Consider the following 11687-nt stretch of genomic DNA (forward strand, 5'->3'; position numbering starts at 1 on the left):
GTTCAGACAGATGCTGATAACGTGGCGCTTCCACGCAGACACAACATCAGCAAATCCGCGGCAGGGGCTCGGCGTGCGGTAAGTCCAGAATACGCTTCACACCGTATAAACCCGCCAGCCGTACCCCTTTACGCTCCACCACTTCGCCGATGATCGCGGCATCCTGGCCGAGCGGGTGGGCGCGTAACTGAGCCAGCACCTGCTCCGCCGACTGGCGCTGTACAGCAATCACCAGCTTTCCTTCGTTAGCAAAATTCAGCGCTTCCAGCCCTAATAGCTCGCACACGCCGCGCACCGCAGTTTTCACCGGCAGGTCACGTTCGTTAAGTTCGATACCATAACCGCTGGCGGCGGTGAACTCATGCACCACGGCGTTGACTCCGCCGCGCGTCGCATCGCGTAGTGCTTTCACGCCCGGAATATCGCGCAATTGTTGAATCAACGGGGTTAACACCGCACAGTCGCTGGTCAGCTCACCATCCAGCCCCAGCTGTTCGCGCAAATTGAGAATGGTCGCGCCGTGATCGCCGAGCGTACCGCTGACCAGCAGCACATCACCGGCCTCAAGGGTGCTGGCGCCCCAGCGAATATTGGCCGGAATGGCGCCAATACCCGCCGTATTGATAAACAGCTTATCTGCCGCCCCGCGCTGCACCACTTTAGTATCGCCGGTAACAATGGCGATATCCGCGCGGCGGGCGGTTTCCGCCATGCTGGTGACCACGGCTTTCAGGGTCTCCATCGGCAGGCCTTCTTCAAGAATAAACCCGCAGGAGAGATAGCGGGGAACGGCGCCGCTTACCGCCACATCGTTCGCCGTGCCGCAAATGGAGAGCTTGCCGATATCGCCGCCGGGGAAGAACAGCGGGTCGATGACGTAGCTGTCGGTGGAAAAGGCCAGTCGGTCACCGCTGGCGGCGAGAGTCGCGAGATCGAGACGCGCCTGATCTTCCTGTTCACTGAGCCACGGGTTCGCGAACGCATCGATAAAAAGCTGGCTGATAAGCTGTTGCATCGCCTGACCGCCGCTGCCGTGCGCCAGTTGGACTTCATTCATACTTCGCACTCCTGAGCACGATATTGATACCAGGCGGCGCAGGCTCCCTCAGATGAGACCATCAGTGCGCCAAACGCGGTTTGTGGGTTACAGGTATTGCCGAAAAGCGGGCACTGATGGGGCTTACATTTGCCGGTCAGTACTTCGCCGCAGCGTGCGCGCGGGTCATCACAGGCTTGCTGCGGCGCAGGGTTAAAGTGGGCTTCGGCATCAAAACGCTGATAGGGCGCGGTTAAGCGCACCCCGGAGTCGCCAATCATCCCCAGCCCGCGCCACTCGCTATCGCCCCTGACCTCAAACACTTCGCTAATGGCCTGTTGCGCGAGAGGGTTGCCTTCGTCCGGTACCACGCGACGGTACTGGTTTTCTACCTGATGACGGGCGCTGATTTTCTGCTCGACCAGCATCAATACGCCTTGCAGCAGGTCCAGTGGTTCAAACCCGGCCACCACCAGCGGGCGCTGGAACTCCCCGGCGATAAAACCGTAGGCATCGGTGCCGATCACCATGCTGACGTGGCCCGGCGCAAGAAACGCGTCGATACCGTTATCCGGCTCTTCCAGCAGGCTGCGCAGGGTCGGAATGATGGTGATGTGCTGGCAGAAAAAGAAAAAGTTACTCACATCCTGCAATTTTGCCTGTTGCAGCGTGATGGCAGTGGCGGGCATGGTGGTTTCGAAGCCGAGACCAAAAAAGACCACTTTGCGCTGTGGGTTCTGCTTTGCCAGGGCCAGCGCATCCAGCGGGGAATAGACGATACGTACATCCGCACCGCGCGCTTTCGCCTGCAACAGAGAGCCGTTTTTCCCCGGTACACGCATCGCGTCGCCGAAGGTACAGAAGATCACTTCCGGATGGCTGGCGATCTCCACGCACGTATCAATGCGCCCCATCGGCAGGACGCACACCGGGCAACCTGGCCCGTGGATAAACTCAATGTTGTCCGGCAACAACTGGTCGAGGCCGAACTTAAAGATCGCATGGGTGTGGCCGCCACAGACTTCCATCACGCGTAGCGGGCGCTTCGCGGTATAAGTGAGCAGCGCGGCCCGCTCACCTAAGTGAGCGATAAGCTGCATGACCTGTTCCGGCGCGCGGTATTCATCCACAAAACGCATTATCTCTCCTCACCAAACAGCAGCGCGCCAACATCCGGCTCGACATCGTACATATTTTGTAGGGCCGCCAGTGTCTCGCGGGCCTCGTCTTCGTTTATCACGCTCATGGCGAAGCCCACATGCACCAGCACCCACTGCCCAAGGCGAGAATGCCCCGCTTCGTCCGTGCTGCCCACCAGCGTTAAGTCGACGTCGCGCTGAATACCGCAGACATCGACTTTCGCCTGGTTGCCATCAATGGCGCTAATTTGTCCCGGAACGCCTATGCACATCGTTGGGTCTCCAGCCAGTCCAGCCAGCGGTCCATACCTTCACCGCTGGTGGCAGAAACCAGAAAAATTTCGATAGAGGGGTTCACTTCGCGGGCACAGGCGAGGCATTTTTCGACATCAAATTTGAGGTAAGGCAGCAGGTCGATTTTATTGAGCAGCATAATGGAGGCCGCAGCAAACATGTGCGGATATTTCAGCGGCTTGTCTTCGCCTTCGGTCACCGACAGCACGGCGACTTTGTGACGTTCGCCGAGATCAAAACTGGCCGGGCACACCAGGTTGCCGACGTTTTCAATAAACAGAATGCCATTGTCCGCCAGCGGCAGGCGCGGTGCGGCGTCGGCAATCATTTGCGCATCCAGATGACACCCCTTGCCGGTGTTGACCTGAATCGCCGGGGTGCCGGTCTCGCGGATGCGCGCGGCATCGTTAACGGTCTGCTGATCCCCTTCGATTACCGCACAAGGCACACGGGCGTTCAGACGGGTCAGGGTTTCGGTCAGCAGGGTGGTTTTACCGGAACCGGGGCTGGAGACCAGGTTCAGCACTAACTGGTGTCTGGCGGCGAAGCGGGCGCGGTTATGCGCGGCGATGCGATTGTTTTTATCTAACACATCGATTTCCACTTCCAGCATCCGCCGCTGGCTCATCCCTGGCGCGTGGGTTCCGGCTGCGCCGTGCCCATAATGTAAATCACCATTTTCCGCCGCCGTCGGGCTGAAATTGTCGGTCTTGACGCCTGTGATTTTCATTGTCGGACGGGCAGCGGGAGCAAAAGGCGCGCTGCGAAACGCAGAATGGGGATTATGCTCGTCGCCCTCGATATAGAGGTTACCTTCCTGACAACCACATGTCGTACACATTGCTCACTCCTCGATTTCCAGCCGCTGAATCTGCATGCCGTCGTCGGCGACGATGTGCAAATTGTCGCTGTTGCATTGTGGGCAGCGACGCACGTGCTGGCTTAGTAAGGTCACGTATTGCTGGCAGCTTTCGCACCAGCACTCCGCCTGTTGTTCTTCGACGTGCAGTGTACAGCCCTCAGCCAGGGTGCCACGGCAGACCAGATCAAAACAAAACGTCAATGCGGCAGGTTCTACACAAGAAAATGCGCCAACTTTGATCCAGACCTCAGTTACGCGCCTGGCGGCGTGCTGTTTCGCCTGTTGTTCAATAATCTCCAGCGCACGCTGGCACAAGGTAATTTCATGCATACTGCCTCCTCATTAATCAGGCGCGTGTTGCAATTACGGTGCCAGGGTTATTCGCTTTATTGCGGTGAGGATCAAGGCGTTAATGCATTGTTTTCCGGCAAAATAGCCGCCGCTGATAGCTTCGGGCATTCCATTGATGACGAAAATGACGATCGCGCATTTCCCGGACGTCAAAAATGACCAGGCAACATCTATTGATCGGGTAAACACCACCAGCGGGTGGCGAGGAGAGAACGTGACGGACGTATTGCTCTGTGTGGGGAACAGCATGATGGGGGATGATGGCGCTGGCCCGCTGCTGGCGGAGATGTGTGCGGCGACTCCGCCCGGAAACTGGCAGGTGATTGACGGTGGTAGCGCGCCGGAAAACGACGTCGTCGCGATCCGCGAACTTCGCCCCGACAGGCTGTTGATTGTCGATGCGACAGACATGGGGCTTATCCCTGGCGAGATTCGTATTGTCGATCCGGACGATATTGCCGAGATGTTCCTGATGACCACCCATAATATGCCGCTTAATTACCTGATAGATCAGTTAAAAGAGGATGTGGGCGAGGTGATTTTCCTCGGTATTCAGCCGGATATCGTCGGCTTTTATTACCCGATGACGCCCCCGGTAAAAGAGGCCGTCGAAACTGTCTATGCACGCCTTGCCACCTGGCAGGGTAACGGTGGGTTTGCGCTGCTGGAAGCCGGGGAAGAGGAGTAGTTGGCCATCCCGGATGCGGCGCAAGCGCCTGATCCGGGCTACCAGACGTTCAGGCCGCACGAAATAGTCACCTCGCCCTGTGGGGTGAGGAATCCCCACAAAAATGCGAGCACGAACGGTCCCCTCTCCCTTGAGGGAGAAGGCCAGGGTGAGGGGGAAGATGCGGCTCTGATGGTCATTCCGTTCACCTTATGTTTCTTGCTTTACTGTCGCGACAGAACCCGTGAACGTGCCAGGGTGGCTCACCGCCCCCCTGGCGACCCGCGCTCCCGGCCAGGAAAATCGCCGCCAGCGCTTAGTCCAAATCTGCCCCGTTGCTGGCAATCACTTTTTTGTACCACCAGAACGATTTTTTGCGCTTACGCTCCAGCGTACCGTTACCTGCGTCATCACGGTCGACATAGATAAACCCGTAGCGCTTGCTCATCTCACCGGTGGAGGCCGCCACCAGGTCGATACATCCCCAGGTGGTGTAACCCATCACCGGAATACCGTCTTCAATGGCATCTCCCATGGCACGGATATGCTCGCGCAGGTAGCTGATACGGTAATCGTCTTCTATTTCACCCTGGGCATTGAATTCATCTTTTGCACCCAGCCCGTTCTCCACCAGAAACAGCGGTTTCTGGTAACGGTCATACATCATATTCATCGTGATACGCAGGCCTAGCGGGTCAATGCCCCAGCCCCATTCGCTTACCTGAATATGCGGGTTACGCAGCGATTTGACGATGTTGGCCGCCGAGGTATTTTGCGCATTCATTTCGGCAGAAGCACAGCGCGAGGCGTAATAGCTGAATGATACAAAATCGACGGTATTTTTCAGGATCTCGTCGTCGCCCGCTTCTTTTACAATGCTGACGCCTTTTTCGCGGAACACGCGGGCCGCGTAGGCTGGATAGGCACCGCGCGCCTGCACATCAATAAAGAACAGGTTTTCCCGATCTTTTTCCAGCGCCGTCCACACATCTTCCGGCTTGCAGGAGTAGGGATAGAAATTGCCGCCTGCCAGCATGCAGCCCACCTGATTTTCCGGGTTCACCTCATGGGCGATTTTGGTCGCCAGTGCGCTGGCAATCAGCTCGTGGTGCGCCGCCTGATATTTTACCTGGTCCTGATTTTCGCCCTCTTCAAACACCAGCCCGGCACCGGAGTATGGGCTATGCAGCATGATGTTGATCTCATTAAAGGTTAGCCAGTATTTCACCAGACCATCAAAGGCTTCAAAGCAGGTGCGGGCGTAGCGGGTGAAAAACGTCACCATCTTGCGGTTACGCCAGGAACCGTATTCGGTAACCAGATGCATCGGTACATCAAAGTGGCACAGTGTCACCAGCGGTTCGATACCGTACTTTTTGCACTCTGCGAACATGTCGCGGTAAAACGCGATGCCCTCGGCGTTCGGCGTCAGCTCATCACCCTGCGGGTAAAGGCGGCTCCATGCGATCGAGGTGCGAAAGACGGTGAAGCCCATCTCCGCCATCAGCGCGATATCTTCCTTGTAACGATGATAGAAATCGATCGCCTGATGGCTGGGGTAGTATTCGTCTTCACGCAAAGTGAAGCGTTTTTCCAGACCGAGTTTCACCGGCAGACGGTTCGCGCCGTGGGGAATGGTGTCGACGGTGGTTAACCCTTTACCGCCTTCCAGATACGCCCCTTCGGCCTGGTTGGCGGCAATGGCGCCGCCCCATAAAAATCCTTTCGGAAATACAGACATGCGTTACCTCGCTTATTGCGCCCGGGCTTCATGAACAACGGCTGTGTTTGCCGCCTGCGGTTTCTGCGCCTCTGCTTCCACCGGGATATCTTCAAAACCGAGAAGCAACGTCAGAACAAAGGAGAGCACCACCGCCAGCGCCATCACGCCGAATACCCAGACAATGGTCATTGGATTAGCCGGATCGAAAAACTGTACGCTGGTAAACAGACCAGGCGCCGCCATGGAGTGGCTGGCAAGCCCGGCAATCCCCGCGACGGCGCCGCAGATAAAGCCGCTTATCAGGCTCGCAATCAGCGGACGTTTCAGGCGAACAGCCACGCCGTACAGCGCCGGTTCAGAGATACCGGCCAGGATAGCCGAAGCCGCTGCCGCAAGGGCAGTCTGACGCAGTTCAGGGTTTTTTGTTTTCCACGCCACCGCCAGCGACGAGCCGCCGAGCGACAGGTTAGCGCCAATCTCTGACGGCATTACCATGCCTTCTTTGCCTGTTTCGGCAATGGTTTGAATGATAGTGGGAGTAAATACGCGGTGCATCCCGGTCATCACCAGCAGCGGCCACAGGGCACCCATAATGGCAACGGACAGCCAGCCCAGATAGCCATGAATGGTGTAGACCAGCGCGGAGATGGCGCTACCAATCCAGATCCCCAGCGGGCCAATCAGCACAATAGCCAGCGGTGCGGCAATCAGCACAATCAGCATCGGTTTCAGGAAGTTTTTGGTCACCGCCGGGGTAATTTTGTCCACCCAACGTTCGATATACGACAGACACCAGGTCATCACCAGCGCCGGAATCACGGTGTAGGTGTATTTCACCGCCGTCACCGGCACCAGCGCGAACTCCACATGCTCACCCTGCGCGGCTTTCGCCATCAGCTCGATAAAGCTTGGATGTACCAGCACGCCCGCAATGGCAATCGCCAGCGACATATTGGTTTTAAATTTCACGGCGGCAGACGCGGCCACCATCAGCGGCAGGAAGAAGAAGGCACCGTCGCCAATCACCGTCAGAATAGTGAGCGTTGAAGAACCTTTTGGCAGCAGGCCGGACATTTCCAGCACCATCGCCAGCAGTTTGACCATCGAGCCGCCGATGATCGCCGGGATCAGCGGTGACATGGTGCCGATCAGCGCATCGAGAATACCTGCGCCAATGCGCTTAAGGGTCAGCTTCTGTTTACCGACCGGTTGAGCGGGCTGCATATCGCCGGGCAGCAATGCCACCACTTCACGATAGGCATGCGACACCGTATTACCGATGATGACCTGGCACTGGCTGTCGTTGCGTACCACGCCCATAACGCCGCTAATGCCTTTGAGCGTCGCGCTGTCAATTTTGGCGTCGTCTTTCACCACGAAGCGCAGACGCGTCATGCAATGGGTGACGGCAGCGATGTTGTCAACACCACCTAACGCGTTCACCACCGAGCCGGCAAGCGCCGCATAATTCTTCGACATCGGGTTATATCCTGTTTTATCAATAAGGTACGGCTTCATTGCTCTGTTTTACGCAGGCAATGAAACATCATATAGGAAACCGGTTCCACAAAATCATGATGAGTTTCATGTATTCAAACAAGATCAAAAATTCATCTTTATCTATTTTTGTGATGATGATCGCTTAATATTTTTTGACCGCTTTTATCCCGTTGCGACATTCTTTAGCGGGTGAAGTACACTGCATGGCATCGAAATCAAACGGATAAGCAACATGACCACAATGCTTGAGGTGGCAAAGCGGGCAGGGGTGTCGAAGGCGACAGTCTCCCGTGTGCTATCGGGCAACGGCTACGTCAGCCAGGAGACCAAAGACCGGGTGTTTCAGGCGATCGAAGAGAGCGGATATCGCCCGAACCTGCTGGCGCGCAGTCTGGCGACGAACAAAACGCAAACGCTGGGGCTGGTGGTTACCAACACGTTGTATCACGGGGTCTATTTTAGCGAGCTGCTGTTTCATGCCGCGCGGATGACCGAAGATCAGGGGCGGCGTTTAATTCTGGCGGACGGTAAACACAGCGCTGAAGAAGAGCGCGAAGCGATTCAATATCTGCTCGATTTAAAATGCGATGCGATCATTATTTATCCGCGCTTTTTAAGCGTCGATGAAATGGACACTATCGTCAAAAGCCACAGTCAGCCCATTATGGTGCTTAATCGTCGATTACGTAAAAACAGCAGCCACTGTGTCTGGTGCGATCAAAAAGCCTCCAGCTTTAACGCGGTGGCGACATTAATTGCGATGGGGCATCAGGATATTGCATTTATTACCGGCTCGCTGGATTCCCCGACCGGTATTGAGCGGCTTTCTGGCTATAAAGACGCCCTGGCGCAGCACGGCATTGCGTTACGTAATGATTTGATTGTACAAGGGAAGTGGTCACCGGAAAGCGGGGCGGCAGGCGTGGAAACGCTGCTGGCAAAGGGTGTCAGTTTTAGTGCGCTGGTGGCGAGCAATGATGATATGGCGATTGGCGCCATGAAGAGACTGGATGAGCGGGGAATCGCTGTACCCACGCAGGTTTCGGTTATTGGATTTGATGACATTGCCATTGCCCCGTATGTTATTCCCGCACTCTCCAGCGTTAAAATCCCGGTCACGGAGATGATTAAAGAAACCATCGAGCGGTTAATTTTTATGCTTGATGGCGGTGAGTTTAATTACCACCAGCCATTTCTTGGCGAATTAATGTTACGTGACTCACTCATTCCAGGCCCCACACGCTAACCTCGTCAACTGTCATCGTCACTTCTGTCGATGACAGAATGTCACCTTATAAAATCTGATAAATAACAAGAACATAATAACTGGCATGAAACGTGTATATCCGGCGTGATGAAACTCATTGCTGGAGAAGACGATGAACCGTTTTATTATGGCGGATGCCAGTAAATGTATTGGCTGTCGCACCTGTGAAGTTGCCTGTGTGGTCTCACATCAGGAACAACAGGACTGTGCGGCCCTTACCCCTGAAACCTTTTTACCCCGCATTCACGTTATCAAAGGCGTCAACGTATCGACGGCAACACTCTGCCGCCAGTGTGAAGACGCACCCTGCGCCAATGTTTGTCCGAATGGCGCCATCAGCCGCGACAAAGGGTTTGTTCATGTCATGCAGGAACGCTGCATTGGTTGCAAAACCTGCGTGGTTGCCTGTCCCTACGGTGCCATGGAGGTCGTGGTCCGCCCGGTCGTTCGCCATAACGGCATCGGCCTGACCATGTCCGGGCAGAAGGCCGAAGCCAACAAATGCGATTTATGCTACCAACACGAAAGTGGTCCGGCCTGTATTTCCGTATGTCCGACCAAGGCGCTGGTCTGCGTCGATCGGGAAATACTGGAACACATGAGCGAAGAGAAACGTCGTCGCACTGCGCTGGAAAGTGCCGTGTCGCTGGGTTTTTAAAAAATAACTTTCACTTTTAACAGGTCTGTTACTGATGAAAAAAATTACGAGCGTATGTCCCTATTGCGGCGCTGGCTGCAAACTGAAACTGGTCGTGGATAATGGCAAAATTATCCGTGCCGAAGCGGCGGACGGGGAAACCAACCAGAATGAACTCTGCCTGAAAGGCTACTACGGCTGGGATTTTCTTAACGATACCAAACTGCTGACGCCTCGCCTGACACAACCGATGATCCGCTATGAGCGCGGCGGTAAACTCACCCCGGTGAGCTGGCAGGAGGCCATTCGCTATACCGCAAAACGGCTCAGTGAAATCAAAGCTAAGTTCGGCCCCCGCGCCATTATGACCACCGGTTCATCTCGCGGCACCGGCAATGAGACCAACTACGTGATGCAGAAATTTGCCCGTGGGGTCTTACATACCAATAACGTCGACTGCTGCGCACGTGTTTGCCACGGTCCTTCCGTTGCCGGGTTACAGCAAACCCTGGGCAACGGCGCAATGAGTAACTCCATCGGCGATATCGAAAACTCCCGTTGCCTGCTTGTCTTTGGCTACAACTGTGCCGATTCGCACCCAATTGTGGCAAGAAGGGTGGTCAAAGCAAAACAGAACGGGGCGAAAATTATCGTCTGCGATCCGCGCCGCATCGAAACCGCACGCATCGCCGACCAGCATTTACAGCTCAAAAACGGCTGCAACATGGCGCTGGTGAACGCCTTTGGTTATGTCCTGCTGGAAGAAAAACTCTACGACCAGCGCTACGTTACGAACTTCACCACCGGGCTGGATGCCTATCGGGAAATCGTCAAAGACTATGCGCCGGAAGCGGTTGAACATCTGACGGGGGTTCCGGCACGCCAGGTCCGTGAAGCAATGCGTACTTATGCCGCCGCGCCGACCGCCACCATTATGTGGGGGATGGGCGTTACGCAATTTGGTCAGGCGGTGGACGTGGTAAAAGGGCTTTCGAGCCTGGCGCTGCTGACCGGTAACCTCGGGCGTGAGAACGTCGGCGTCGGCCCGGTGCGTGGGCAGAACAACGTGCAGGGTGCCTGCGACATGGGCGTGATCCCGAACCAGTTCCCTGGCTACCAGGATGTGGTTGATCCGCATGTCCGCGCCAAATTCGCCAAAGCCTGGGGGATCGATCCGGCGGTAATGGATGACAAAGTCGGCGTGCGTATCACCGAGGTGCCGCATCTGGCGCTGGAAGGTAAAGTTAAAGCCTATTACATCATGGGTGAAGATCCGTTGCAGACCGAAGCCGATCTCAGCCTGGTGCGCAAAGGCTTTGAGGCGCTGGATTTTGTGGTCGTACAGGACATCTTTATGACCAAGACCGCGGAACAGGCGGATGTGCTGCTGCCTGCCACCTCCTGGGGCGAGCACGGCGGCGTCTTTACCTGCGCGGATCGCGGGTTCCAGCGTTTCGAAAAAGCCATCGAACCGCAATATGACGTCAAGCGTGACTGGGAGATTATCAGCCTTATCGCTACCGAAATGGGCTACCCGATGCATTACGACAATAACCAGCAAATCTGGGACGAAATGCGCGAGCTGTGCCCGCTATTCTACGGCGTAACCTACGAAAAAATGGGCGATATGGGACACGTTCAGTGGCCGTGCCCGACGCTGGATCATCCGGGAACGCGTTATCTGTATAAAGATAACAAATTCGATACTCCGGACGGGAAAGGCCTGCTGTTCGCCGCGCCATGGCGTGCCCCAGCCGAGGTGCCGGACGCGGACTTCCCGCTGGTACTCAGCACCGTGCGCGAAGTCGGCCATTACTCCTGTCGCTCAATGACCGGTAACTGTGCGGCGTTGCAAACGCTCGCGGATGAGCCGGGTTTCGTGCAGATAAATCCGCACGATGCCGCACAGCTAGGGATTAAAAACCGGCAACTGGTGTGGGTGGAGTCACGCAGGGGGAAAGTCATCAGCCGTGCCGATGTTAATGAGCGTGTTAATACCGGCTGCGTGTACATGACTTATCAATGGTGGATTGGCGCGTGTAATGAACTGACGCAGGATAATCTTGATCCCATCTCTAAAACACCGGAAACCAAATATTGCGCGGTGCGGGTGAGTGCGATCAACGATCAGGCCTGGGCCGAGGAGTACACTCAGTCGACCTATCAGCAGATGAAGACACGCTTGCGGCATGCAGCGTTGCAATAAATAAA

The 11687-nt window shown here is 55.8% G+C and carries 11 protein-coding genes; 4 read left to right on the plus strand and 7 right to left on the minus strand.

The window, feature by feature from the left end; translation table 11 throughout:
• Positions 1 to 46 precede the first annotated feature (46 nt).
• From hypE to hypA, 5 genes are read right to left on the minus strand one after another with little or no spacing between them, the layout of a single operon-like run.
• Positions 47 to 1057, minus strand: a complete 1011-nt coding sequence (gene hypE, locus ACS0RQ_RS05430) for a hydrogenase expression/formation protein HypE (protein ID WP_271850024.1) — start codon at positions 1055 to 1057, stop codon at positions 47 to 49.
• Positions 1054 to 2175 (minus strand): hydrogenase formation protein HypD, encoded by a 1122-nt coding sequence (gene hypD / locus ACS0RQ_RS05435; RefSeq protein ID WP_271850023.1) that lies wholly within the window; start codon positions 2173 to 2175, stop codon positions 1054 to 1056. The genes hypE and hypD overlap by 4 nt, the downstream gene beginning before the upstream one ends.
• A complete protein-coding gene (locus ACS0RQ_RS05440) occupies positions 2175 to 2447 on the minus strand; it encodes a HypC/HybG/HupF family hydrogenase formation chaperone (RefSeq protein WP_039077647.1) in 273 nt (90 codons plus the stop codon). The genes hypD and ACS0RQ_RS05440 overlap by 1 nt, the downstream gene beginning before the upstream one ends.
• Positions 2438 to 3310 carry a hydrogenase nickel incorporation protein HypB gene (gene hypB, locus ACS0RQ_RS05445; protein ID WP_039077646.1) on the minus strand — a complete coding sequence of 291 codons (873 nt, stop codon included), beginning with the start codon at positions 3308 to 3310 and terminating at the stop codon, positions 2438 to 2440. Before hypB ends, ACS0RQ_RS05440 begins: the two co-directional genes overlap by 10 nt.
• 3 nt (positions 3311 to 3313) lie before the next feature.
• Entirely contained in the window at positions 3314 to 3661 is a 348-nt protein-coding gene (gene hypA, locus ACS0RQ_RS05450) for a hydrogenase maturation nickel metallochaperone HypA (protein WP_271850022.1), read from the minus strand.
• A 235-nt stretch (positions 3662 to 3896) separates the two neighbouring features.
• On the opposite strand from hypA, the gene hycI reads away from it, so the two are divergent.
• Entirely contained in the window at positions 3897 to 4370 is a 474-nt protein-coding gene (gene hycI / locus ACS0RQ_RS05455) for a hydrogenase maturation peptidase HycI (RefSeq protein WP_334633403.1), read from the plus strand.
• Between the two features lie 295 nt (positions 4371 to 4665).
• On the opposite strand, the gene ACS0RQ_RS05460 is transcribed toward hycI, so the two are convergent.
• Positions 4666 to 6090, minus strand: a complete 1425-nt coding sequence (locus ACS0RQ_RS05460) for a 6-phospho-beta-glucosidase (RefSeq protein ID WP_271850021.1) — start codon at positions 6088 to 6090, stop codon at positions 4666 to 4668.
• 12 nt (positions 6091 to 6102) lie between these two features.
• Complete coding sequence (ascF, locus tag ACS0RQ_RS05465) at positions 6103 to 7551, minus strand: PTS cellobiose/arbutin/salicin transporter subunit IIBC (protein WP_271850020.1); 1449 nt, start codon at positions 7549 to 7551, stop codon at positions 6103 to 6105.
• Positions 7552 to 7804: 253 nt separating this feature from the next.
• On the opposite strand from ascF, the gene ACS0RQ_RS05470 reads away from it, so the two are divergent.
• From ACS0RQ_RS05470 to fdhF, 3 genes are all read left to right on the plus strand, one after another.
• A complete protein-coding gene (locus ACS0RQ_RS05470) occupies positions 7805 to 8818 on the plus strand; it encodes a LacI family DNA-binding transcriptional regulator (protein ID WP_222556365.1) in 1014 nt (337 codons plus the stop codon).
• A gap of 133 nt (positions 8819 to 8951) precedes the next feature.
• Complete coding sequence (hydN, locus tag ACS0RQ_RS05475; protein WP_039077640.1) at positions 8952 to 9497, plus strand: electron transport protein HydN; 546 nt, start codon at positions 8952 to 8954, stop codon at positions 9495 to 9497.
• Between the two features lie 34 nt (positions 9498 to 9531).
• Complete coding sequence (gene fdhF / locus ACS0RQ_RS05480; protein ID WP_071194743.1) at positions 9532 to 11682, plus strand: formate dehydrogenase subunit alpha; 2151 nt, start codon at positions 9532 to 9534, stop codon at positions 11680 to 11682.
• The last annotated feature ends 5 nt before the right edge of the window (positions 11683 to 11687 follow it).

This window comes from Phytobacter diazotrophicus (assembly GCF_052061655.1).
GTDB classification, from domain to species: Bacteria; Pseudomonadota; Gammaproteobacteria; order Enterobacterales; family Enterobacteriaceae; genus Phytobacter; species Phytobacter diazotrophicus.

What these genes read in the sequence shown, in the direction of transcription:
- hypE (WP_271850024.1), bottom strand. Translation starts at nt 1,057, where the DNA reads ATGAATGAAGTCCAACTGGCGCACGGCAGCGGCGGTCAGGCGATGCAA.
- hypD (WP_271850023.1), bottom strand. Translation starts at nt 2,175, where the DNA reads ATGCGTTTTGTGGATGAATACCGCGCGCCGGAACAGGTCATGCAGCTT.
- ACS0RQ_RS05440 (WP_039077647.1), bottom strand. Translation starts at nt 2,447, where the DNA reads ATGTGCATAGGCGTTCCGGGACAAATTAGCGCCATTGATGGCAACCAG.
- hypB (WP_039077646.1), bottom strand. Translation starts at nt 3,310, where the DNA reads ATGTGTACGACATGTGGTTGTCAGGAAGGTAACCTCTATATCGAGGGC.
- hypA (WP_271850022.1), bottom strand. Translation starts at nt 3,661, where the DNA reads ATGCATGAAATTACCTTGTGCCAGCGTGCGCTGGAGATTATTGAACAA.
- ACS0RQ_RS05460 (WP_271850021.1), bottom strand. Translation starts at nt 6,090, where the DNA reads ATGTCTGTATTTCCGAAAGGATTTTTATGGGGCGGCGCCATTGCCGCC.
- ascF (WP_271850020.1), bottom strand. Translation starts at nt 7,551, where the DNA reads ATGTCGAAGAATTATGCGGCGCTTGCCGGCTCGGTGGTGAACGCGTTA.
- ACS0RQ_RS05470 (WP_222556365.1), top strand. Translation starts at nt 7,805, where the DNA reads ATGACCACAATGCTTGAGGTGGCAAAGCGGGCAGGGGTGTCGAAGGCG.
- hydN (WP_039077640.1), top strand. Translation starts at nt 8,952, where the DNA reads ATGAACCGTTTTATTATGGCGGATGCCAGTAAATGTATTGGCTGTCGC.
- fdhF (WP_071194743.1), top strand. Translation starts at nt 9,532, where the DNA reads ATGAAAAAAATTACGAGCGTATGTCCCTATTGCGGCGCTGGCTGCAAA.